This is a genomic window from Pedobacter zeae (genome assembly GCF_014196715.1).
Lineage (GTDB): Bacteria > Bacteroidota > Bacteroidia > Sphingobacteriales > Sphingobacteriaceae > Pedobacter > Pedobacter zeae.
The window spans coordinates 176294-198958 of the sequence record NZ_JACIEF010000004.1 but is presented as its reverse complement, the minus strand read 5'-3'; the positions used below and the strand labels follow the sequence as shown (position 1 = coordinate 198958).

General features: G+C 39.3%; 22 protein-coding genes. 6 read left to right on the top strand and 16 right to left on the bottom strand.

The window, feature by feature from the left end; all coding sequences use genetic code 11:
* Nucleotides 1-207: 207 nt before the first annotated feature.
* The 5 genes from GGQ60_RS19535 (at nucleotide 208) to GGQ60_RS19515 (ending at nucleotide 5320) form a co-directional block, all read left to right on the top strand.
* Nucleotides 208-498, top strand: coding sequence for a hypothetical protein (locus GGQ60_RS19535; RefSeq protein ID WP_183767553.1), 291 nt, complete (start codon nucleotides 208-210; stop codon nucleotides 496-498).
* A gap of 418 nt (nucleotides 499-916) precedes the next feature.
* Complete coding sequence (locus tag GGQ60_RS19530; protein ID WP_183767552.1) at nucleotides 917-2014, top strand: slipin family protein; 1098 nt, start codon at nucleotides 917-919, stop codon at nucleotides 2012-2014.
* 62 nt (nucleotides 2015-2076) lie between these two features.
* The gene (locus GGQ60_RS19525) at nucleotides 2077-2835 is read left to right on the top strand and encodes a nucleotidyltransferase domain-containing protein (RefSeq protein ID WP_183767551.1); all 759 of its coding nucleotides are present in this window, start codon (nucleotides 2077-2079) and stop codon (nucleotides 2833-2835) included.
* The gene (locus GGQ60_RS19520; protein ID WP_183767550.1) at nucleotides 2825-3886 is read left to right on the top strand and encodes a DNA polymerase beta superfamily protein; all 1062 of its coding nucleotides are present in this window, start codon (nucleotides 2825-2827) and stop codon (nucleotides 3884-3886) included. The genes GGQ60_RS19525 and GGQ60_RS19520 overlap by 11 nt, the downstream gene beginning before the upstream one ends.
* A gap of 9 nt (nucleotides 3887-3895) precedes the next feature.
* Nucleotides 3896-5320, top strand: a complete 1425-nt coding sequence (locus GGQ60_RS19515) for an RtcB family protein (RefSeq protein ID WP_183767549.1) — start codon at nucleotides 3896-3898, stop codon at nucleotides 5318-5320.
* Nucleotides 5321-5546: 226 nt separating this feature from the next.
* Here the strand turns inward: GGQ60_RS19515 and GGQ60_RS19510 are convergent, their stop codons facing one another.
* From GGQ60_RS19510 to GGQ60_RS19450, 13 genes are all read right to left on the bottom strand, one after another.
* A complete protein-coding gene (locus GGQ60_RS19510; RefSeq protein WP_183767548.1) occupies nucleotides 5547-6800 on the bottom strand; it encodes a pyridoxal phosphate-dependent aminotransferase in 1254 nt (417 codons plus the stop codon).
* A gap of 1 nt (nucleotide 6801) precedes the next feature.
* Nucleotides 6802-8133 carry an argininosuccinate lyase gene (gene argH / locus GGQ60_RS19505; protein WP_183767546.1) on the bottom strand — a complete coding sequence of 444 codons (1332 nt, stop codon included), beginning with the start codon at nucleotides 8131-8133 and terminating at the stop codon, nucleotides 6802-6804.
* 124 nt (nucleotides 8134-8257) lie between these two features.
* Nucleotides 8258-9325 carry a M20 family metallo-hydrolase gene (locus GGQ60_RS19500; RefSeq protein WP_183767544.1) on the bottom strand — a complete coding sequence of 356 codons (1068 nt, stop codon included), beginning with the start codon at nucleotides 9323-9325 and terminating at the stop codon, nucleotides 8258-8260.
* 99 nt (nucleotides 9326-9424) lie between these two features.
* Nucleotides 9425-10237: a pyrroline-5-carboxylate reductase gene (gene proC / locus GGQ60_RS19495; protein WP_183767542.1), complete on the bottom strand. Its 813-nt coding sequence runs from the start codon at nucleotides 10235-10237 to the stop codon at nucleotides 9425-9427.
* Nucleotides 10238-10646: 409 nt separating this feature from the next.
* A complete protein-coding gene (argB, locus tag GGQ60_RS19490; RefSeq protein WP_183767541.1) occupies nucleotides 10647-11477 on the bottom strand; it encodes an acetylglutamate kinase in 831 nt (276 codons plus the stop codon).
* Nucleotides 11478-11585: 108 nt separating this feature from the next.
* Nucleotides 11586-12560: a Rossmann-fold NAD(P)-binding domain-containing protein gene (locus GGQ60_RS19485; protein WP_183767539.1), complete on the bottom strand. Its 975-nt coding sequence runs from the start codon at nucleotides 12558-12560 to the stop codon at nucleotides 11586-11588.
* A 167-nt stretch (nucleotides 12561-12727) separates the two neighbouring features.
* On the bottom strand, nucleotides 12728-13858 hold the full coding sequence (locus GGQ60_RS19480; RefSeq protein ID WP_183767537.1) for an aspartate aminotransferase family protein: 1131 nt from the start codon (nucleotides 13856-13858) through the stop codon (nucleotides 12728-12730).
* Nucleotides 13859-13893: 35 nt separating this feature from the next.
* Nucleotides 13894-14265: a four helix bundle protein gene (locus GGQ60_RS19475; protein WP_183767535.1), complete on the bottom strand. Its 372-nt coding sequence runs from the start codon at nucleotides 14263-14265 to the stop codon at nucleotides 13894-13896.
* Nucleotides 14266-14306: 41 nt separating this feature from the next.
* Entirely contained in the window at nucleotides 14307-15290 is a 984-nt protein-coding gene (gene argC, locus GGQ60_RS19470; protein WP_183767533.1) for an N-acetyl-gamma-glutamyl-phosphate reductase, read from the bottom strand.
* A gap of 2 nt (nucleotides 15291-15292) precedes the next feature.
* Nucleotides 15293-15688, bottom strand: coding sequence for a GNAT family N-acetyltransferase (locus GGQ60_RS19465; RefSeq protein ID WP_221236010.1), 396 nt, complete (start codon nucleotides 15686-15688; stop codon nucleotides 15293-15295).
* 67 nt (nucleotides 15689-15755) lie between these two features.
* Nucleotides 15756-16106, bottom strand: coding sequence for a cupin domain-containing protein (locus GGQ60_RS19460; protein WP_183767531.1), 351 nt, complete (start codon nucleotides 16104-16106; stop codon nucleotides 15756-15758).
* 52 nt (nucleotides 16107-16158) lie between these two features.
* The gene (gene argG / locus GGQ60_RS19455) at nucleotides 16159-17352 is read right to left on the bottom strand and encodes an argininosuccinate synthase (RefSeq protein ID WP_183767529.1); all 1194 of its coding nucleotides are present in this window, start codon (nucleotides 17350-17352) and stop codon (nucleotides 16159-16161) included.
* Between the two features lies 1 nt (nucleotide 17353).
* Complete coding sequence (locus tag GGQ60_RS19450; protein WP_183767527.1) at nucleotides 17354-18052, bottom strand: GNAT family N-acetyltransferase; 699 nt, start codon at nucleotides 18050-18052, stop codon at nucleotides 17354-17356.
* Nucleotides 18053-18636: 584 nt separating this feature from the next.
* Here GGQ60_RS19450 and GGQ60_RS19445 point away from each other — a divergent pair.
* Nucleotides 18637-19338, top strand: coding sequence for a DUF4397 domain-containing protein (locus tag GGQ60_RS19445; protein ID WP_183767525.1), 702 nt, complete (start codon nucleotides 18637-18639; stop codon nucleotides 19336-19338).
* Between the two features lie 72 nt (nucleotides 19339-19410).
* Here GGQ60_RS19445 and GGQ60_RS19440 read toward each other — a convergent pair whose 3' ends face one another.
* Genes GGQ60_RS19440 through GGQ60_RS19430 form a run of 3 tightly spaced genes read right to left on the bottom strand, consistent with a single transcriptional unit; the run spans nucleotide 19411 to nucleotide 22662 of the window.
* On the bottom strand, nucleotides 19411-20391 hold the full coding sequence (locus GGQ60_RS19440; protein WP_183767523.1) for a DUF5007 domain-containing protein: 981 nt from the start codon (nucleotides 20389-20391) through the stop codon (nucleotides 19411-19413).
* A 46-nt stretch (nucleotides 20392-20437) separates the two neighbouring features.
* A complete protein-coding gene (locus GGQ60_RS19435; protein ID WP_183767521.1) occupies nucleotides 20438-21124 on the bottom strand; it encodes a hypothetical protein in 687 nt (228 codons plus the stop codon).
* A gap of 17 nt (nucleotides 21125-21141) precedes the next feature.
* Entirely contained in the window at nucleotides 21142-22662 is a 1521-nt protein-coding gene (locus tag GGQ60_RS19430; protein ID WP_183767519.1) for a RagB/SusD family nutrient uptake outer membrane protein, read from the bottom strand.
* Between the last annotated feature and the right edge of the window lie 3 nt (nucleotides 22663-22665).

Here is a 22665-nt window from a genome sequence, read left to right as displayed (position 1 = left end):
ACAGCAAAAAGAAATATTTTTAACAAAAAACAAAATTTATTATGCTGTATATCAATAATTTAAATAAATAACCTCAAAATATTTTTTACTGCGCAAATCAGCCGCGCAGGGGTGGTGGCATCTTTGTAATGTCGCCAGTCGATAATGAAGTTCTTTGAAAAACATCAACAATAACAACCTTGATTTATAAAGACAGTTTACTGTTAAATGATACGCGCTCTCCGTCGTGCTGCTGCTGATTATTTAAGTCAGCAGGAAACCCCTGTTCCCGTTAGGTGGAACAGGGTAACGTATATAAATCAGATCATTTATAAAGAAATTCCGGTGAATAACCGGGATGGCAACACTACATCAAAACTGATCCCGGTTGCGGGTTTCTGTATGGCCCCAAAGTATTCGTGCAATTGCATGGAATGTACTGATCAGGATGGTGATAGTTTGTCTAAACACGTTGTGTGTCGTGGGTTCGAATCCCACTTCCGGCCCGTGCCGGAATAACTCAGGGGTTAGAGTAACAACCAAATATGCAGGTTCGAATCCTGCTTCCAACTGTAACTTGGAATAGCTAATTGGTAAGCGTTTAGGACTCAAAATCCAAAACAAAAAGAAGGGCAACTTTTCAAATAGCTCAAAAGAATAGCAATGTAAAACCGCATTTGGCTACAAGATTTTTCTTAAGTCTTAAAAAGCAAATTTGCCTTTTGCTTTGTGAGTAAAAAAGATGAAAGAATTGGTTTAAAAATCAAATCAGCAAAACAGCACACAAAATCCTCAGGATATATTGGACTTAAAAGGCTTGATTTCATTCTTAAAAACATCATGATTCCTTTTACTTCCGCAATAAACAAATGAATGCGCTTTTACAATGCCTTATAAAGGAAAAATTAAACAACTATAAATCTTAACATCAAAAAACATGAAAAGAGTAACAATTAACACCAATTATGTTGGATTGGTGTTTAAAAAAGGAAAATTAAAAAACGTTTTAACAGCAGGAACTTACTGGTTAGGTTTCGGTGAAGATATGACCCTGTACGACATGGGAAAAGAATATTTTTTCACCCTTGCAGAACTAGAAGTATTATTAACAAACACTGATTTTATCAATCTGGTGCACGTAATAGATGTGGCCGATAATGAATTGGCACTGGTTTACCGTAACGGGAACTTCAAAAGCGTTTTAACAGCAGGCAAGCATGCCATTTGGAAAGGTTTATCAGCGTATAACTTTGTTAAGGTAGATATCAACAACATTAATATTGACGAAGCAATTGATAAAAATTTATTGGAGAAAGCACCATTGTTAAATTACATCAGGGCTTATAAAGTAGAATCATTCGAAAAGGCTTTGTTATTTATTGATGGCAAATTTGAAAGGATAATGGAAGCCGGAAACTATGTTTACTGGAAAAACAGTACAAGTATTCAGGTTTTGAAAGCTGATATCAGACAATTGAATATGGAGATTACCGGGCAAGAAATTTTAACAAAAGATAAAGCACAATTGCGGGTAAACTTCAGCATTCAATATAAAGTTGATGATATGATCAGGGCGTTATTGGAGAACAAGGAATTCGAAAAACAATTGTACATCACCATGCAATTGGCATTAAGAGAATGTATTGGCTTAATGACGTTTGACGAATTAATGGAAGGCAAAGAAAAAGTGGCCGAAATGGTAATGTCCATTACCTTGGATAAAGTTGAAAATTTGGGCATAAAATTGACCAACTGTGGTGTTAAAGACATTGTTTTACCGGGTGATGTTAAAGAGATTATGAACCAGGTCTTAATTGCCGAGAAAAGGGCGCAAGCCAATATCATAACCCGAAGGGAAGAAACTGCCTCGACCAGAAGTTTGCTGAACACCGCTAAATTAATGGAAGATAACAGCATGCTGTACAAGTTGAAAGAGATGGAATACGTGGAAAAAATCGCAGAGAAAATCAATACCATCAGCTTATCGGGCAGCGGCCAAATTGTAGATCAATTGAAGCAAATCTTCGTGAAATAAACTAAATTTAGAAACCCCTCGGCATGGTGAATGTTGCCTGCCGGGGATTAATGAGAACAAAAATGAAAACCGCCATTATAAACAAACTTGCAGAAATAGAACGATCAAACGATATCAAAATATTATTTGCGTGCGAATCAGGAAGTAGAGGATGGGAATTCCCCTCACCGGATAGCGATTTCGATGTGCGTTTTATCTATGTGCGCCCACATGATTATTATCTTTCCGTTTCGGAAAAAGACGATCAACTGGGTTTTCCAATTAACGACGAACTTGATATTTATGGATGGGATATTAAAAAGATTCTTAAATTAATCCGAAAATCGAATACCACTCCCTTTGAATGGCTACAATCGCCTATTGTATACAGAGAACAGAATGATTTTAGAAATGAATTATGGAAATTATGTCAATCTTATTTCTACAGAAAAACGAATATCAACCATTATCTGGGAATAGCACATGGCGCATTGGGAACCGTAAATGGCGATGAAATCAAGATTAAAAAGCTTTTTTATGTACTTCGCCCATTACTTTCGGCAAAATGGTGTTTAGAGAAAAAGAGTATTGCTCCAATGACTATTGGACCACTTTTAACCCTAATGCCAGCGCAGCTTCAAACATTGGTTAAAAATCTAATTATATTAAAATCATCATCTGCAGAAAGTTTTCTTATCAAAATTGACTCAGAACTGCGTAAATATATTGATGAGGAGTTTAAAAACTGTACCGAACGGGCCAAAGATTTACCAAAAGAAAGTTTCGGCACCGAAATGCTCGACGCCTTTTTTAGAAATACCATAAACCGTTATGACGATTAAAGATTTAAAGGATAAAAATCTACTTTTATTTGAATGTTTAAGTGGTAGCAAAGCTTATGGATTAGATACACAGCAATCAGACACCGATATTAAAGGAGTATATTATATGCCAAAAGAAATGTTTTTTGGGCTGAAGTACATTCCACAGATCAGTAATGAAAGCAATGATGAGGTATATTATGAAATTGGGCGCTTTGTTGAATTACTGATCAAGAATAATCCAAATATCGTAGAAATTTTAGCTACGCCAGAAGAGTGCATTCTGTACAGGCATCCAATAATGGATAAACTCAACATCGATATTTTTTTATCCAGATTATGCAAAGATACTTTTGGAGGATACGCCTTAACCCAGATCAGAAAAGCAAAAGGTTTGAATAAGAAAATTTTAAACCCAATGCCCAAAAAAAGGAAAACAGTTTTGGATTTTTGCTTTATTACAGAGGGTTATTCATCGGTTAAAGCTAATGCCTGGTTAAAAAACCACAACATTTCTATGGCAGATTGTGGTTTATCGAAAATTCCAAATGTTAAAAACCTATATGCGCTGTTTTATGATGCGGAAAAGAAATTTGGTTACAAAGGAATTGCAAATAAAGAAATTGCTAATGATGTCTCGGTATCCTCTATACCTAACGGAGAAAAAGAGATTGGGTATTTGTTTTTCAATCAGGATAGCTATTCCTCATATTGCAAAGAACATAACGAATATTGGGAATGGGTAGAAAAACGGAATGAAGCGCGGTTTACATTAAACAAAAGTCATGGCAAAGATTATGATGCGAAAAATATGATGCATACCATCAGGCTATTACAAGTGGCCCTTGAAATTGTTCGGGATGGAAAATTAAATGTAAAAAGACAAAACCGGGATGAACTGTTATCTATAAAAAGAGGCGAATTTGAATACAATGAAATATTAAAAATGGCAGAAAATCTGATACTACAAATAGAAAAAGAAATATTAACTAGTAAGCTTCAAGAAAAACCGGATGCAAAGCTGATTGAATCTTTGCTTGTAGAAATGAGAGAAGCACTTTATGCCAATTAAAACAAAAAAATGAAAAACAACATAACAGGTAACAACCTGATCGAGATGGGTTATACCGAAGGAAAAACGGTAGGCTTAGCTTTAGATATTCTGAAAGAAAATTTTACAGATACCGAAGAAAAAGAATTGCTTGCCTTATTTAAAAAAGTAAAAGATTACCCCGAAAGTTTTTTGGATGATCCGGTTTTAAATCCGTTGGCCACGGCCATGATTGAAGAAACCAATGCACCAAAAGATGAAACCATTGAACTGGTAAGCCATGCTAAGCCTTACGCGGTATTTGGCGCTGATTACATTGAAGAAGGCGCACGAAACCAAATGGACATTGCCATGAAATTACCGGTATCGGCAGCGGGGGCTTTAATGCCCGACGCCCATCAAGGTTATGGTTTACCGATCGGAGGTGTATTAGCAACCAGAAATGCCATTATACCCTACGGCGTAGGTGTTGATATCGGTTGCCGGATGGCGCTGAGTATTTTCGATATCCCCGAAAAACATTATTTCGGTAAAGATGCCATGTACAAACGCGAATTAATTGCCTTTACTAAATTCGGACCAGGTAGAGAGTTTAGGGGTTTGGAAAGGGCCGATCATGAAGTTTTGGAAGATGAGGCATTTAATTCTACGCCTTTTCTTAAAAACCTGCATGGAAAGGCCTGGGCGCAATTAGGTACATCAGGCGGTGGTAACCACTTTGTGGAATGGGGAATTATCGATTTTGCAGAACGCGATGAGATCTTAAATATTGATAAAGGCCGTTATGTAGCTTTGTTAACCCACTCGGGTTCGCGTGGCTTAGGCGCTACCATTGCAGGACATTACACCAAACTGGCAAAAGACATCTGTAAATTACCTAAAGAGGCCGTAAACCTGGCTTATTTAGATATGAATATAGCAGAAGGACAAGAGTATTGGTTAGCGATGAACCTTGCCGGCGATTATGCTTCAGCTTGCCATGAGGTGATCCATAATAGGTTAACCAAAGCCATTGGGGCAAAGGTCTTGGCCAAGGTAGAAAACCACCATAATTTTGCGTGGAAAGAAATCCTGGATGGTGAAGAAGTAATGGTGCACCGAAAAGGCGCTACACCCGCAGGTAAAGGTGTAATGGGAATTATCCCGGGAAGTATGACCGCACCCGGGTTTTTAGTGAGGGGTAAAGGTGAAACCAGCGCAATCAACTCGGCATCGCATGGTGCAGGACGTCAAATGAGCCGTTCGAAAGCTTTTCAATCAATTACTAAATCGGATATGAAAGCCATTTTAAAGGATCACAATGTTACGTTAATTGGAGCTGGTTTAGATGAAGCACCAATGGCCTATAAGGACATTAACAAAGTGATGGCTGCACAAACCGAACTGGTTGATGTAATTGCTAAGTTTGAACCTAAAATGGTGAGGATGGCTGATGATGGAAGCAGGGAGGATTAGTTTTTAGTCTTAAGTCCTCAGTCTGGAGTCTGGAGCCTATACAAAATCCAATAAAAAAATCCGTCATCTCGACCGAAACGCAGTGTAGCGGAGAGATCTATCTCGAGATTTAGCTTCGCTAACCTGCGGGTTCTCGACTGCGTTTTACCCTGATCGACATGACGATCAAAACAAAACCCCTCTTTAAAATAATTGAAGAGGGGTTTATATGTTATAAATGAAATACCTATTTCAACTTACTTAAGGCCATTTTAATTCTTGGTAACATATCTTTAATGTCCTGTAAGGTACAAGCCCCCACAGATGCCCTAAACCATGGCATGCTATCTTCATTTCCAAAGGCTGAGAAAGGCACCAACGCTGCTCCGGCTTCTTTGATCAGGTAGAAGTTTACATCTGCGCTGTCTTTTAAAACCTGGCCATCTTCGGTTGTTTTTCCGATGTAGTCGATTTTAATGGTCAGATAAATGGCTCCCATTGGCTCTACCGCATCAACACTAAAACCTTCTGCTTTTAATTCATTAAAACCATTGTAAAGCGCATTTAAGCTATCCTGTACTTGTGCCTTAAAGCTGGTTAAGAATGCATCAACCTGTGGTTTATCGTTAAAGTAGTTAGACATGGCTACCTGCTCGGCTTTTGGAGCCCAGGCACCCATATGGCCAACCAGCGCTTTCATTCTGTTAATGATATCTTCCGGACCGAAACCCCATCCAACACGTACACCGGTTGCAGCCAGGCATTTAGAGCTGCCATCTACAAAAATAGTAAACGGCCTCATCTCCGGCCTTAAAGAAACTGGATTTACATGCTTTTTACCGAAAGTCAAAAGCGAATAAATCTGATCATACATCATGTACAATGGCTTTTCATCTGCACCGCGGGAAGCATTTTCTTCCAAAACAGCATCACAGATCTCAGCCAGCGAATCTGCATCGAACATGGTTCCGGTTGGGTTTAATGGCGAACATAAAGCCAATAACGTTGCCCCTTTTAAATGCGGTTTCAGTTGTGCAGCTGTTGGCATAAAATTATGGGCTGCATCGGTTTCTACGGCGATGGTTTTAGCCGAAGTTAAATGCGAATAGTGGTTGTTGTTCCATGATGGTGCAGGGAAAACCACGGTATCGCCAGGATCGATCAAGGCCAGGTAAGTAGCATAAATCAACGGACGGGAACCACCGGAAACCAAAATACTGTTAGTATTATATTCAAGGCCAAACCTATCTTTCAATAGTTCCGAAACTGTTTCGCGCAATGGCAAAACCCCATCAGCTGGAGGGTAATTGGTATGATTGGCATTATAGGCTTCCACAATACCTGCTTTTAACTCAGCTGGTATGGGGTAGATATTCGAATCGAAATCGCCAATGGTTAAGTTGGCAATCGATGCGCCCTTGCGCTTCATTTCGTTAACCTCGTTACCAATTTTTATAATTTCTGAGCCAATTAATGAATTGGCTATTACTGAAACTTTCATATTATGCTATTAAATCTGCTATCGCTTTATTCACTTTTTCGAAACCAAACTGTGCCAATACAGCATTCATGGCAGCAGTTATCTGCTCGTTACAAAGGTTACCGATACTGCCTTCGTGGGTATGGTGTATTTGGTTCGATGGTGCAAAAGTACCATTTTCAATCTGCTCGCCAACTATTTTATAGGCTTCCCTAAACGGTACACCTTGAAGGGCAAGTTCATTAACCACTTCAACACTGAACAGGTAATCGTATTTTTTATCCTTTAAAATATCGTCCTTTATGGTAATATTCTGAAACATAAAAGTGGCAATCTCCAGGCACTCATTTAGCGAAGTAATGGCCGGGAAAAGATTTTCCTTTAACAACTGCAAATCGCGGTGATAACCTGAAGGCAAATTGGTAATCATCATGGCAATTTCGTTCGGTAAGGCCTGAATTTTATTGCAACGCGAACGGATCAGTTCGAAAACATCAGGATTCTTTTTATGTGGCATAATGCTCGAACCTGTAGTCAGTTCAGGCGGAAAACTGATAAACCCGAAATTCTGGTTAATGAACAAACAAACGTCCATCGCCATTTTAGCCAGCGTTGCAGCTACCGCGCTCATGGCCTGCGCCAAAATCCTTTCGGTTTTACCACGGCCCATCTGTGCATAAACCACGTTGTAGTTTAAGCTTTCAAAACCCAATAACTCGGTTGTTAAGGTTCTGTTTAAAGGAAATGACGAACCATAACCTGCCGCAGAGCCCAACGGATTTTTATTGGTAATTTTCCATGCAGCAAGCATCAGTTCCATATCATCGGCAAGGCTTTCGGCATAGGCCCCAAACCACAAACCAAATGAGGAAGGCATGGCGATCTGTAAGTGCGTATAACCTGGCAACAATTTATCTTTATGGGTATTGCTCAGTGCTATTAACTGGCTAAACAAAGTAGAAGTATGGTTAACCATATCTTCAATGCAGGCACGGAAAAACAGCTTTAAGTCGACCAAAACCTGGTCATTCCGCGAACGGCCACTGTGGATTTTCTTCCCGGCTTCTCCAATGCGCTGTGTAAGCAACCACTCTACCTGCGAGTGCACATCTTCCACACTGTCTTCGATGGTAAAATTACCGACCTCAATTTCAGCATAAATATTTTTCAGTTCCCGCTGAACGGTTTTTAACTCGTCGGCAGTAAGCAAATGAATGGTTTCCAACATTTCGGTGTGGGCCAGTGAACCCAGCACATCGAATTTTGCCATTTGCAGATCGAGTTCACGGTCTTTACCTACCGTAAAATTTTCTACAAACTGATTTACATCAATATTTTTTTGCCAAATCTTCATTTTAATTTTATTTAACCGCGAAGGGTGCCGGGCTTTTCGCAAAACACGCTAAGCTATACTATTTTTTCTACAGCATTCAATATTTAATCAGGCACCCAGGCCTTATACTATAAAACCCTCTGCCTTAACCTTGTACAACAGGTTTCAACATGTTAATGTATCCTTCAACCCCTTCAGCTACTTCATGTACGTACAAAAACTCATCAGCCATGTGCGAGCGGCCGGAAAAACCTGGCCCAACTTTTACCGATGGGATATCTAATAAAGCCTGATCTGATGTAGTTGGCGAACCGTAAGTGGTTCTGCCCAACGCAAGGCCAGCTTGAACAACAGGATGATTTTTATCGATCGACGAAGGTTTTAAACGGATAGAACGTGGGGTAACATCACACTCAACATGTGCCCTGATGATTTCCAATACTTCTTCATTGGTATAGGCATCCGTTACCCGTACATCAACCGTGAAGGTACAATTTGCCGGCACAACATTGTGTTGTGAGCCTGCATTGATAATCGTTACGGTCATTTTTAAAGGGCCGAAAACCTCGGATACTTTGGGGAACTGGTAGTTTCTGAACCACTCGATATCTTTTAATGCTTTGTATATGGCATTTTCACCCTCTTCACGGGCTGCATGCCCGGCTTTGCCGTGGGCGACACAATCCAATACCAGTAAGCCCCGCTCAGCAATGGCCAAATTCATTTCTGTTGGTTCGCCTACAATCCCAAATTCCAATTCGCCTAAATCCGGAAGAACCAGTTCCAAACCATTATTGCCCGAAATTTCTTCTTCAGCAGTTGCTGCCAGGCAGATGTTATAATTTAAATTTTCCTGTTCGTAATAATATAAAAATGTACCGATTAGCGATACCAAACATCCACCCGCATCATTGCTGCCCAAACCAAACAGTTTATCGCCTTCAATGGCGGCATCGTAAGGGTCGCGTGTGTAACCCGAATTGGGTTTCACGGTATCATGATGCGAGTTTAAAAGCAACGTTGGCTTGTTGGCATCAAAATGTTTGTTGTACGCCCAAACATTATTCATTTTTCGCTGGGTTTTAATCCCTCTCTCCTCCAAAAACTGCGCAATTAAATTCGCTGTCCGGTCTTCTTCTTTGCTGAAAGATTGGATGCGGATCAACTGCCGCAATAAATCCAGGCTCTCTTTTTTTATATTTTCTAATGACATAGTATCAAGTACTCTTTATCCCGTATTAATTCTTGACACCTGTTTTATTATAAAAGTATCAAGACATTGCATCCCTGCTTTTAGCTTTGGTTTAAGCTATTAGCCCTCCTTGGTGTATAAATTCCCAGCTTTTAAAGCCGAAAGTTTAATCCCTTTTATCAGCGAAGAGCTAAAACCATTATGTTCCATTTCGTTCAGACCTGCAATGGTACAACCTTTCGGCGAAGTTACCTTATCTATTTCTGATTCTGGGTGTGTGCCATGTAATAAAAGTAAATCTGCAGCACCTTTTGCGGTTTGAACAGCCATTTTTAGCGCTTCATCAGCATGGAAACCAATTTCGACCCCGCCCTGTGATGCAGCCCTGATTGCCCTTAAAAAGAAGGCAATGCCGCAGGCACATAGGGCTGTTGCCGATGTCATTAAATCTTCATTTATTTTAACCACCGAACCAACGGTTTCAAACATCCTGGTTACCTCTTCAATGTTTTCTGCTGAGGCATTATCGCTGGCCATACAGGTCATAGACTGCCCGATCGCGATGGCCGTATTTGGCATTACGCGGACCACTTCAACATCATCCCCCAGTTTCGCTCTAACAGCTGCGCAACTTACGCCTGAAATAACTGAAATAACCAGGTGTTTTGCCGGTACAATCGATGCCTGGATTTCATCCAAAACCATATTTAATTGTTGCGGCAAAACGGCTAAAATTACCACATCTGCTGTATCAACGGCTTGTTTATTATGATTACTTACGTTAAAACCTGCCTCGGCATACGCCTTTAAATGATTAATATTTCTACGGGTTAATGTAATATCGGCAGCTTGGGCAAAATCGGCTTTCACTAAACCTTTCGCTAAGGATAAGCCGATGTTTCCGCTACCAATTATGGCTATTTTTTTTGACATGGTATTAATTTTTCCTGAGGGTTAACTACACAGTTTTATTTTTCTTCTTTCGGTTTTTGAAAATCAGTTTCGGTAAGTCTACTGGTATTTCAGTCCTGCTATCCACTTCAATCTTTTTAACTTCTGCCTTTTCATCCATTCATCGTCATTTCGAGGAGAAACGATACAGCAATCTTTCTCGTTTTGAGTACAAAAGTATTTTCGTTTCTATCAGGTTTAGTTTGCAAAAGCAGTGATTATCGGTTTCTTTTCCCCTCTAAAAGTCTATAAATTCTACATCAGAAAGCCAGCATACTAAAGAATTACAAATGCAAATCGGTGTCCTTGCATCTTATGGTTAAAATCTTTTAGCGATGAGTTTATGCACATCGCTAAAAACCTTACACCTTCAACCTTCCTGCCATCTACCTTACTTCAGCATCTTGGTTCCAAAAGTACCTTCTGCAAGTTCGGCCAGTTCATCGGCTTTACCGATGTAAACGGCAGAAACGCCTTTTTTAATGGCTTCGAAAGCATTGTGCAGTTTAGGGATCATTCCTCCCTGTACCGTTCCGTCTGCCTTTAAGTCTTCAAACTCACCTGCCTTAATTTCCCTCACTACCGAAGCATCGTCATTAACATCCTTTAGTACACCTTTTTTCTCAAAGCAATATACCAAACGTGTTTCATATAAAGATGACATGGCCACTGCAACAGACGAGGCAATGGTATCGGCATTGGTATTAAGCAACTGTGAATTCCCATCATGGGTAATGGCACATAGTACCGGAACCAGGCCAGCATTCAACAAACTATGTAAAGTACCCGATGACACCGAATTTTCATCAAGATCGCCCACATAACCATAATCGATTACTGAACCGGCTAACGGTCCGGGCTCATTGCCGTAAGTTACTGCCTTTACCGGCCGCTTGGTTGCTTTGATTACATTTCCATCTGCGCCGCTCAAACCAATAGCATTGCTGCCTTTTGCCTGTAATTGCGCTACCATGTTTTTATTGATTAAGCCAGCATAAACCATCGTTACGATCCTTAAGGTTTCGATATCAGTAATCCGTCTACCCTCAATCATTTTAGCCTCAATGCCTAACGATTCGCTCAGTTCGGTTGCAATTTTACCTCCGCCATGAACCAAAATTTTATCTCCGGGCAAAGCTGTAAAATCCAATAAAAACTGATGCAGGTTTTCTGAATTATCGATTACGTTTCCACCGATTTTTATGATAGTGAGTTGTTTCATAATCTATTTTAGTAGTTAACCACAGATGTGCACAGATAAACCTAGATTAGGCATAAAAAAGTATCTGTGGTTATCCTTTTTATCTGGGGTTAATTTGGACAAAAACTATTATTTCAATTCTTCCAATATCGCTTTAATTACCGCCTGTGCAGCCCATAAGCGGTTACCTGCCTCGTGGATCACCAACGAGTTTGGCCCATCTAAAATTTCGGATGATAATTCCAAATCACGGCGTACCGGTAAGCAGTGCATTACTTTGGCATCATTGGTAAATTTCAACTTCTCATTATTCATCATCCAGCCATCAGGGTAAGTTAATACTTTACCGTATTCTTTATAACTGCTCCAGTTTTTCACATACACATAATCTGCTCCGGATAAAGCTTCCTCTAAATTATACTGGATATTTGCTCCGGGTGTAAAATCTTCCGAAAGTTCGTAACCTTCTGGTTGGGCTATCGTAAAATCGATCATGCCTTCTTCCTGTGCTTTACACATCCACTCGGCAAAAGAATTTGGTACCGCCTGTGGCAAAGCCTTAACATGTGGCGCCCAGGCCAGAACTACCTTTGGTTTACGTCCGTCAGGCTTTTTTGTCCAGGTTTCATGAATGGTAATGATATCGGCAAAACTTTGTAATGGGTGACGTGTTGCACTCTCTAAACTTACTACAGGCACCGCGCAGTATTTAACAAATTTATTAAAGAAATCTTCGCTGTAATCCTCTTCCCGGTTGTTTAGCTTCGGGAAAGAACGTAAACCCAAAATATCGCAGTATTGGCCCATTACAGCTGCAGCTTCGCGGATGTGTTCAACCGTTGTACCATTCATCACCACACCATCCTGTGTTTCTAAAGCCCAGCCCTCTTTATCCATATTCATTACCATTACATTCATGCCCAGGTTTAAGGCTGCCTTTTGCGTACTTAAGCGGGTACGTAAACTCGGGTTCATAAAAACCAGACCCAAAGTCTTGTTTTTACCTAAATCCTGGTATGCAAAAGGATTTTCCTTTAATGCAAGCGCATCATTTACAAACTGTTTGATGCTTGGAACATCGTGTACGGAGGTGAACAAGTTCATCTTTTTTATGAGATTAAAGGTTGAGTGCCGGAGGGGTGAGGATTTGTTATTACTCCATCTTCCAGCGCTCAAAATTTATAATTGCGATTGATACCGCCTGATTTAATTTTTTAATTTACAATTCTTAGCCCTTGCATCCAAGGCCTTCTACCTACCCGTTATCTGCTTTATTTCACCAACTTACTAAACGCTGCTAAAAACTCATCAGCATGTCCTTTAGTCAAATTTAATGCAGGCAATAAACGGATTACATTTGGTTTTGCTTCTCCGGTAAAAATATGGTAAGTAAACAATAACTCTTTTTTAACATGTGCCAGTTCAGAAGGCAATTCAATTCCGATCATTAATCCACGACCGCGTACTTCTACTACCTGCTCAAATTTTTTAAGTTCTGCAATGAGGTAATTACCTACTTCTTCAGCATTTTTAATAAGGTTATCTTTTTCTATCACTTCCAAAACCGCTAAAGCCGCAGCACATGCCAGGTGGTTACCCCCGAAAGTGGTGCCTAACTCGCCATGCCAAGGTTTAAATTTAGGCGCAATAGAAATCCCGGCCACGGGAAATCCATTACCCATTCCTTTTGCCATGGTATATATATCTGCTTCTACGCCAGCATAATCATGCGAATAGAACGAGCCTGTGCGTCCGTAGCCGCATTGTACGCTATCGGCAATGTAAACGGCATTATATTCGTCACAAAGCGCACGGATTTTTTGTAAGAAACTTTTTGAAGCCTCCTTAATACCACCTACACCTTGTATACCTTCTATAATTACTGCCGAAATATCATTGCCCTGCGCTTTAAAAGTTTCCTCTAAAGCAATTTCATTATTAAAAGGCAAAAAGATTACATTTTCGGTCTGGTTAACCGGAGCTACGATTTTAGGATTATCGGTTACAGCCACTGCCAGTGAGGTACGCCCGTGGAAAGCACCTGTAAATGCAATTACCTTTTTCCTTCCATTGTAAAAGGAGGCCAGTTTTAGTGCATTTTCATTGGCCTCAGCTCCTGAGTTACATAAAAATAACTGGAAGTCTTTTTTGCCAGATATTTCGCCAAGCTTCTGGGCCAATTGTACCTGCAAAGGAATTTTAACCGAATTGGAATAAAAACCAACCTTGTTTAACTGATCGGTTAAACGGCTTACATAATGCGGATGGGTATGCCCAATTGAAATCACAGCATGTCCGCCATATAAATCTAAATATTGTTGTTCGTTAGCATCCCAAACATTACTGCCTGCTGCTTTGGTTATTTCTATATCGTTAAGTGGGTAAACGTCGAATAATTGCATATTTGATTTGAGGTTTAAGGTTTGAGGTATAGGGTTTAAGGTTTTTTCCCTCCACTTCTCAAAAATTTTAAAAATGAAATTAGCATTGCCCTAACTTCGTTAATTGATTGGTTCACTTTTAGATAATCATCTTCACTTATATACTTTAATTCAGAAGCACATAAACAACAATAATCTATCTCGTTAGCAGAACCTAAAGCATTATCTAGAAAATGTGCAAAATCTTTATCTGTAAATCTTCCACATCCTTCAACAATATTCAAAGGTATAGATAAGGAAGCCCTGGTAAGTTGCGAGGTCAATTCAAATCTCTCCTCTTTTGGAAATTGAGTTGCAATATTCTTTTTGATGAACATATTCAATTCATGTGCCTTTTTCCAAACGTCAAGTTTTTTGTAATCTCTCATTATTTTACCTCATGCCTTAAACCCTATACCCTTTACCTTCGTTAAAAATTAGCTGCCTTCAATCTAAGTCCTGCGGTTTCCTCCAGACCAAACATGATATTCATATTCTGAACCGCTTGTCCGCTGGCACCTTTTAAAAGGTTATCGATAATGCTGATGATAAATAATTTACCTCCATGTTTTTCTACATGAACCAACGCTTTATTGGTATTTACCACCTGTTTTAAATCGATGTTTTTCCGGCTAACATGTGTAAAAGGATGGGCACTATAATATTCTTCGTAAATGTTTTGTGCTTCTTCTAAAGTTAAATCAGTTTCCAGGTACATTGCAGCCAAAATGCCGCGGGTAAAAGCTCCGCGCTGAGGGATAAAGTTTAAAACCTCTGAAAGTGAGGGCTGTAACTGCAATAAACTTTCGCTGATCTCGTTCAGGTGCTGGTGCTCAAATGCTTTATAAACAGAAAGATTATTGTTTCTCCAGCTGAAGTGCGAAGTGGCAGCCAAACTTTGTCCGGCTCCGGTTGAACCGGTAGTTGCATTGATGTGGACCTCTTTCCGGATCAATCCCTTTTCAGCCAAAGGCAATAACCCTAACTGGATACATGTTGCGAAACAGCCCGGATTGGCAATATTTTTAGCTGTTTTAATTTTGTCGCGGTTCAGTTCGGGCAATCCGTAAACAAATTCGCGGTTTTCGAATGTCGATTTCTGATGCAACCTAAAATCCTGTGATAAATCGATGATTTTAATAGTTTCGCTGACCGGGTTTTCAGCTAAAAACTTTTTCGCATCGCCGTGGCCCACGCATAGAAACAATACATCAATATCCTGCTCAATGTTGCTTACAAATTTTAAATCGGTATCACCTACCAAATCAGTATGCACATCAGAAATCAGGTTCCCTGCATTACTGGTACTGTTTACAAAAGCAATTTCGACATTTGGGTGGTTAATAAGGATGCGTAACATTTCGCCTCCTGTATAACCTGCACCACCGATTATTCCTGCTTTAATTTTATTCATCTCTATGAGTTTAGTGCTATTTTATAAAGAAAAAAATCTTCGTCATTTTGCTGCTTTACAAAACCGATACTTTCGTATAGCTGTTGTGCAGTAAAATTGTCGATAGCGGTTTCCAATTGTACAAATGTAGATCCTTTGGTCCTGGCAAAATCCATAACGGTTTTAATCAGTTTTCTGCCGATCCCCTGCTTGCGGTAATCTTCAGCAACATACAAGTCGTTCAGTATCCAGTTTTTATCCAGCCTTATCGACGAGTATTTAGGATACAACTGGGTAAAACCAACGGGTTGTTCCGTATCCTGGTTTATGGCTAAAAATATAATGGATTCGTTATGCTGCAAACGTTCGCCGATGAAAGCGGTGGCCATCCCGATATCCGAAAACTGATTGTAAAACATACGATATTGGTTAAACAGACCGATCACAAGATGGGCCTCGGTTAATCCTATTTGCTTTATCGTAATATTATTCACAATCCGTTCTGTCGTTTTGGGTTGATGGGTAGGAGAAAAGAATAAATTCTAAATCATCAACACCATCATTTATAATTTTATGTTTATCGCCAGCTTTAATCTGTAAACCTTTGTTGGCCTCCACCCTAATTTTTTCTCCTTCAACTAAAAAAGTTGCCTGTCCCTTCAATATAAAGAAAAACTGCTCTGCATAGGTATGGAAATGTAATTTCTCGGCCGTTTGAGCTGGCATTAACTCCTGTTTAATAATGGCTTCAGGTTTGCTTACAAAATTCCATCCATCACAGTTATCGCCCCATTTATAATGGTTTATACAATTTTCTTTTGACAGGATTTTATTCATTTTGAGTATAAGTATTAAGGATCGAGTATCAAGTCCTTACGCCTTCAAGCTTTTAGCCTTCAGCCTCGCTATTCACTTTATGCCAGATCATTACCTGATTACCAAATATTTTGGAGAAACCTTTAACATCTTCTCCGCTCCAGGCATTATTCATTTCGCCATAGCTACCAAATTTATTGCTCATCAAATCGTGGTCTGATTCAATTCCGATGATCTGGAAACGGTACGGTAACAGTTCTACAAATACTTTACCGCTCACAAATTTTTGCGTGTCGGCTAAAAATGCTTCTATGTTCCGCATAACCGGATCGTGAAACTGCCCTTCGTGCAACCAGTTGCCATAAAAAGAAGATAACTGTTCTTTCCAGCTTAACTGCCATTTGGTTAAAGTATGCTTCTCTAAAGTATGGTGTGCTTTAATAATGATAACCGGTGCGGCGGCCTCGAAACCAACACGGCCTTTAATGCCGATAATGGTATCTCCCACATGGATATCTCTTCCGATACCGAAAGGCTGTGCAATGGCCTGTAATTTTTGGATTGCCCTAACCGGAGCTAATGTTTCACCGTCAATAGCTACCAGTTCGCCTTTCACGAAAGTTAGTTCTAACCTACGCGATCCGGTTTCCGACACCTGTGTTGGCCAGGCACTTTCCGGCAAGGTTTCGTGAGAGGTTAACGTTTCTTTTCCTCCTACCGAAGTTCCCCATAACCCCTTATTAATTGAATATTTTGCTTTTTCGGCACTATATTCCACTCCATGTTGAGCCAGGTATTCTATTTCTGCTTCGCGTGATAACTTTAAATCCCTGATCGGGGTAATGATCTCTACTCCAGGGATGAGGATATTAAAGATCATGTCGAAACGTACCTGGTCATTACCTGCGCCGGTACTGCCATGGGCCACATAATCAGCCCCGATTTTTTTAACATAATTGGCAATAGCGGTTGCCTGACTTACGCGTTCTGCACTCACGGATAGTGGATAAGTCGCATTTTTAAGTACGTTGCCAAAAATCAGGTACTTGATACAGTCGTCATAATAACCTTCCGTTTCATCTACCACAGCATGCGATTTTACACCTAAAGCATAAGCCCTTTTCTCAATTTCCTGTAATTCCTCATCAGAAAAACCACCGGTATTTACAATCACCGAGTGAACTTCCAGCCCACGGTCTTTTGCCAGGTAAATACAACAAAATGAGGTATCTAAGCCTCCGCTAAATGCTAAAACAACTTTTTTCATGCTACTTAAATAAAAAGGTAAATAAAAATAAAAGGGCTTTTAAGCCGGTTTTGGGTTTAGGTTTAACAACCAAGCGCTGTTTAATGCGCATAAAGCGCTCGTATAATTTGGGTTTTTTCTGCAGTTCTTCGGCAAACTTCTTGGCGGCATCGTGCTTTTGCGTAGCCGGATCGTAAAGCATGGCTGTACACATGCAGTTTTTACGCTCCTTCATTTTCAATATCTCGAAGTTTACACAGCTTTGGCAGCCTTTCCAAAATTCCTCATCCTGGGTAAGTTCAGAATAGGTAACCGGTTCGTACCCGAGATCGGAATTGATTTTCATTACGGCCAAACCGGTGGTTAAACCAAAAATCTTTGCCTTTGGGTATAAACTTCTGGAAAGCTCGAAAACTTTCTGTTTAATGGCATGTGCCAAACCGGCTTTCCTAAATTTAGGGGAAACGATTAATCCTGAGTTGGCTACAAACTGTCCGTGGCTCCAGGTTTCGATATAGCAGAACCCCGCCCATGTACCATCCATGTGGAAAGCAATTACAGCTTTACCTTCGACCATTTTGCCTGCAACATACTCCGGCGAACGCTTGGCTATACCGGTGCCACGTGCTTTAGCAGACTCGGCCATCTCGGTTACAATTTCTTCGGCAAATACACGATGTTCAGGAAGTGCAACTTGCACTATAAATTCGTTAATATCCATTCGTTTTCTAACGAAAAATTATAAGTATTCTTGTTAATTGGGTTTTTAGAGAGGATCAATTCCTCGTTACGTTTAGTATAGGTACTAAATACGTGGAGTGAAATTTTGCCGGCTTATGGGAGAATAGAATACGGGTTGACAATGATTAATAAACAAACCTTTCCCGCACAGCATTTGTGCCGGGGAAACTGAAAGTTTATGTAAAATCTGTTTAATCATTTCTTGCGTATTCAAATAGCTTTAACTCTATTGAGGTGCAAAGGTTTAAATAAAAATCGAGTTACACAATATTATCATGATTTTTTTATGTTAAGCTTTTGTTTTTTTTAAATTAATCTGACTTAATCGGGGTTCGAGGGGGCATATTCCTGTTAAGAATTAGTTGGCTCAACATTAATTTTATGATGACCTTCCTTGCCTGCGTTAAGGTTGTTAAAAAAGAACGTCTTATTTTAACATCTGCTTAACAACATTTAACATACTAAATGCTGTATAAAGTACAATATTTGTAATGCTGTAGCGAATGCTGCCAGGCAGTCGTTTTAGTGATGTTCCTTAATTATTAAATCAAATTTTAAAACACGATGAAGAACTCTACCCCACGTTATTTTAGCCCTCTTTTTTTATTTGTCATGCTTGCTTTTACGGTACTTACTTCCTGTAAAAAGGCCGAAACTGCCGATCCTAATTTATCCTATATCCGGGTAATTAACACTTCTCCTTCGCTGGCAACTTATAACGCTTATTTTAATGGTACTATGGTTAATTCGGCGGCTTTGCCATTTGGTGGGTCAACTTCCTATACCTCGTATACGTCGGGTGCTTATAGTTTAAAATTTACTACGGCCAGCAGCACTGAAAGTGTATTAACTAAAACGGTTACTTTAAGTCCATCAACGTATTATTCCGCCTATTTAATCAACAAACCCGGGGCATTGGATATTTATACTGTTGGCGATGACCTCTCTACTCCATCAACAGATAAAGCTTATATCCGTTTCATCAACCTATCGCCAGATGCACCCGCTCTTGACCTGGCAAAAACCAGTGCAACCACGGCCTTAATCAGCAATAAAGCTTACAAAAGTGCCAGTGGTTTTATTACTATAGATGCCGGCACCTATTCGTTTGATGCGAAAGAAACGTCGACAGGCGCGGTTAAAGCCACTTCTGTGAGCACCAGCTTTACCGCTGGTTATCATTACGATATCATTTGCGGTGGTTTGGTAACACCTGCAAATGACACGGAACGCCCATTGAGCTTACAGGCGGTATTGATCAAATAACCGGATTTTTATATGAATAAAAAAGGCAATTTCCGATGTGAAAATTGCCTTTTTTTTATGTATTTCGTACTATTATTTTTTTGTTACATCATTAAATTTAATTTGAATAACATAAGTACCTTCTAACTTAAGTTGCCATGACCATCTTGGGTTTACAGAGAAACCAGGTGAAGATGGAAAATTATCAATAGTAACATATTGACTAGGTATTCTGTAATACATTAGGAATCCCCAATCGGTTGTAGGCGTTACATACTTTGTTAACGGAAATGGCGCCACTTCAAAATCGCAGATCATCGCAGTATCCGTTTTGATAACGGGGTTAAACTTGGCATAGTTTTCAAAAACCGGACGGTCTCCCCTTTGAATGATTTCGCCAGCTTTTGGATTGAATGTACGGCCGTTCTTATCAACCATTTTCAAAATTGCACGTGCACCTGAATTTGATATTTTGGTACAGGTAATGGTTGGGTTACGCATTGCTGTTACCGCCCCGGTTACATCATTAAATCCATTGGCAACATTATCAGTTACTACAAAAAGATCTTCCAATTCAGGATCTACCACATTTATTGTAGCCAACTTAGGAAATAATTTTGTACCCGTCACATTTGTCATTTCTACATCAAAGTAGTATTTACCTAAGGGTAAATTTGCCGAAGCCTTATTAAAAGTAAGCTGACCACTGGTTTCATTAAAGTACATAGGCAGTCGCTTAACAGTTTCTCTTTTTTTGTTCAGCAATGCTACAGTGGTATCTGTAGTGGCATCAAATGACATCCCGGGTTTAAACGTCGTAATTTCATACTCAGTATTAAATTGAGCAGGGGCAGGAGAACCATCCTCGCGTCGAAGATTTAGCAGTTTAAATGTATATGGCGGTGTAGAGCCATCGGCATTTATCCTATCAGATTGATATAAAATCAAGCCTCTTTTAGCATAGATATTATTATCCTTATATCGAATAGCATCACTTTGAAAGCCTTGTTGTATTTTTTTACATGCTGCCATGCTTAGCAATGCAAAAAAACCTAAAATATATTTTGTTTTCATAATTATACATTGTTGAGGTTTAACATATTGTTTTTCACGGACAGTCTTAGTTACCTAACGACTGGGCATTAAAAAACAACCTATGGTTTCCATTGAGCACATGCACGATTCCAGTTGTAGTAATAATCCCTGAAGTCTGGCAATCAACAGCCTTATCCTTTTGATTATCCGGAATAGCATCCTGATTTGGCTCACGGTCATCCCTGGTACCAATCACTTTGGTATAGGTTACATAATCTACATTACTGACATAAGCGTTAAAATCAAAAGTCCTTCTCAACTTAATCAGATACTGTACATTAGGAATTGAACCAAGCATACTATCATAAAGTTTACCCGTAACTGTCATTTGATCACGGTTAATTTTACCTGCAAACATGTACGTTTTCAAGGAATCGCTCAATTCTTGAGAAGGAATGTCTTTAATCCCAAAATCAAAGTTTTCCTTACCAATTTTTATAGCCTGTTGATTCTTCTTCGCCGCAACGTAGTCTACAATTCCGTAATTTGTCGTAACAAAGAAAGTTATATTTCCATTTACAGCATCTTTTAAACCTGCCCGGTCAATAACCTTAACTAAGGAATCAAACTTTGGATTAGATTTCAGATAGTCATATGTTGTCATATTGACAAAGGCATTACTAACACCCCCATCATTTTTGTAGCTATCCTTTTTGCAGGATGTAAATGCGGCAGTTATAATCGCTATTACAGCTATGATATATTTTTTCATGATTTAATTACTAATAGTTAAACTTTTCCTAACCAATAGGTTGTTTGTTTAAGATTTGGATTTTCCCTGAATAGTGCAGGATCCACTGGCCAATAAAACCCTTCTCTTCTAAATCTGGTTTCCGTAAGCCAATCCACAACATTACCATAGCGCCTGGTACGTAAAAGATCAAAGAACAAGTGTCCTTCAAGATACATTTCCTTACTTCTCTCCTTGATATACTCATCCATTACTCTACTTACAGAAAGTCCATTTGGTACAAGTGTAGGATTAGGATTATTCCTTGTTCTGAATTCATTGATAACAGTAGTCGCGGTGGCTGCATCATTTTTGTATAACGCAATTTCAGCTTTCAGCAACTTCATGTCACTTAAACGGAAAATAATCATGTTATTACTCAAGTAAGCATCTAATTTCTGTCCGGGGTTTCTATAAATTACATTGCTATATTTTGTGCAAATTGGTCTTTCAGGATTTGAGAGATCAAAATTTTTAGTAAAGCGAATATCTTTAGAATTTGACCCAAACTGATCCGACAGATAACGTGGAACAACATAAAATCTTGGATTATTAGAATATGTATTGATATACGCACCGCTAAGGAATCTCGTACCGATACTGGAATTAGAACCTTCTAATGTATTCTCACTCATGTTGATTTCGAATATTCCGTCACTAGAACGTCCTACAAAAGTTGATTTATAATTTGCAGTATCCGTTTGGCTATATCCTCCTTTTTGTATTAAAGTAGTAATTGTAGTATCTGCATTATTTACGTCAGTTAAATTTGGTGTATCTTGGCTAACATCAGACATCGTAGCCCTCCATAGATATAGGTGGGCCAATAAAGCATATGCTGACCCTTTATTGGCGGTCACTTTTGCATCGCCAATGTTAATATAATTCCAGGTCAATAAATTGATGGCACTTCTGCAATCTGTCTCAATTTGCTTCATCACATCTGCTCTCGAGCTTCTAGGAAGCTGTGGCGCAGTGATTGGATCGTCATAAGCTGTAGTAACCAAAGGCACATCGCCCCAAACCCTTACCATCATAAAATAGCTTAAAGCACGGATAAACATTGCCTGACCCATGATGTTGTTTTTAAACGCTGCCGGATCATCTGTATCTTTAAGTTGGGCATTAGTCATCTTGCTTACATTAGCAATAACGATGTTAGACATCGCAATCGTTTTATAGTATAGCGTGTAATTAGCCAATGAGTTTAGGTTATATTGAAACGTAAAATCACCATTTTGTATGCCTTCAAGCCCATCCCCAGTATACTGAATGGTAAAATAATTTTTGGCAATGGCATCTCCATACAGATAGTAACGGTTTTCCTTATCTGTACAAGCATTACGGAGCAATGCATAATTACCTGCTAAGGCACTTCTTGCATCGCTTGCTGATTTCCAAAATTTTTCTAGATAAGTAGAGTTTTTAGGTTCCTGCTCCAATAATTTTTTACAAGAAATAAGTGGAGTTAATAATATAACTAAACTTAATATGCTTAAAGTTTTTAAGTGCTGTCTCATAGT

What these genes read in the sequence shown, in the direction of transcription:
- GGQ60_RS19480 (WP_183767537.1), bottom strand. Translation starts at nt 13,858, where the DNA reads ATGCAATTATTCGACGTTTACCCACTTAACGATATAGAAATAACCAAA.
- GGQ60_RS19520 (WP_183767550.1), top strand. Translation starts at nt 2,825, where the DNA reads ATGACGATTAAAGATTTAAAGGATAAAAATCTACTTTTATTTGAATGT.
- GGQ60_RS19500 (WP_183767544.1), bottom strand. Translation starts at nt 9,325, where the DNA reads ATGTCATTAGAAAATATAAAAAAAGAGAGCCTGGATTTATTGCGGCAG.
- GGQ60_RS19475 (WP_183767535.1), bottom strand. Translation starts at nt 14,265, where the DNA reads ATGAGAGATTACAAAAAACTTGACGTTTGGAAAAAGGCACATGAATTG.
- GGQ60_RS19430 (WP_183767519.1), bottom strand. Translation starts at nt 22,662, where the DNA reads ATGAGACAGCACTTAAAAACTTTAAGCATATTAAGTTTAGTTATATTA.
- GGQ60_RS19485 (WP_183767539.1), bottom strand. Translation starts at nt 12,560, where the DNA reads ATGAACTTGTTCACCTCCGTACACGATGTTCCAAGCATCAAACAGTTT.
- GGQ60_RS19460 (WP_183767531.1), bottom strand. Translation starts at nt 16,106, where the DNA reads ATGAATAAAATCCTGTCAAAAGAAAATTGTATAAACCATTATAAATGG.
- GGQ60_RS19510 (WP_183767548.1), bottom strand. Translation starts at nt 6,800, where the DNA reads ATGAAAGTTTCAGTAATAGCCAATTCATTAATTGGCTCAGAAATTATA.
- GGQ60_RS19445 (WP_183767525.1), top strand. Translation starts at nt 18,637, where the DNA reads ATGAAGAACTCTACCCCACGTTATTTTAGCCCTCTTTTTTTATTTGTC.
- GGQ60_RS19440 (WP_183767523.1), bottom strand. Translation starts at nt 20,391, where the DNA reads ATGAAAACAAAATATATTTTAGGTTTTTTTGCATTGCTAAGCATGGCA.
- proC (WP_183767542.1), bottom strand. Translation starts at nt 10,237, where the DNA reads ATGTCAAAAAAAATAGCCATAATTGGTAGCGGAAACATCGGCTTATCC.
- argH (WP_183767546.1), bottom strand. Translation starts at nt 8,133, where the DNA reads ATGAAGATTTGGCAAAAAAATATTGATGTAAATCAGTTTGTAGAAAAT.
- argC (WP_183767533.1), bottom strand. Translation starts at nt 15,290, where the DNA reads ATGAATAAAATTAAAGCAGGAATAATCGGTGGTGCAGGTTATACAGGA.
- GGQ60_RS19465 (WP_221236010.1), bottom strand. Translation starts at nt 15,688, where the DNA reads ATGTTTTACAATCAGTTTTCGGATATCGGGATGGCCACCGCTTTCATC.
- GGQ60_RS19435 (WP_183767521.1), bottom strand. Translation starts at nt 21,124, where the DNA reads ATGAAAAAATATATCATAGCTGTAATAGCGATTATAACTGCCGCATTT.
- GGQ60_RS19535 (WP_183767553.1), top strand. Translation starts at nt 208, where the DNA reads ATGATACGCGCTCTCCGTCGTGCTGCTGCTGATTATTTAAGTCAGCAG.
- GGQ60_RS19525 (WP_183767551.1), top strand. Translation starts at nt 2,077, where the DNA reads ATGAAAACCGCCATTATAAACAAACTTGCAGAAATAGAACGATCAAAC.
- GGQ60_RS19450 (WP_183767527.1), bottom strand. Translation starts at nt 18,052, where the DNA reads ATGGATATTAACGAATTTATAGTGCAAGTTGCACTTCCTGAACATCGT.
- argG (WP_183767529.1), bottom strand. Translation starts at nt 17,352, where the DNA reads ATGAAAAAAGTTGTTTTAGCATTTAGCGGAGGCTTAGATACCTCATTT.
- GGQ60_RS19515 (WP_183767549.1), top strand. Translation starts at nt 3,896, where the DNA reads ATGAAAAACAACATAACAGGTAACAACCTGATCGAGATGGGTTATACC.
- GGQ60_RS19530 (WP_183767552.1), top strand. Translation starts at nt 917, where the DNA reads ATGAAAAGAGTAACAATTAACACCAATTATGTTGGATTGGTGTTTAAA.
- argB (WP_183767541.1), bottom strand. Translation starts at nt 11,477, where the DNA reads ATGAAACAACTCACTATCATAAAAATCGGTGGAAACGTAATCGATAAT.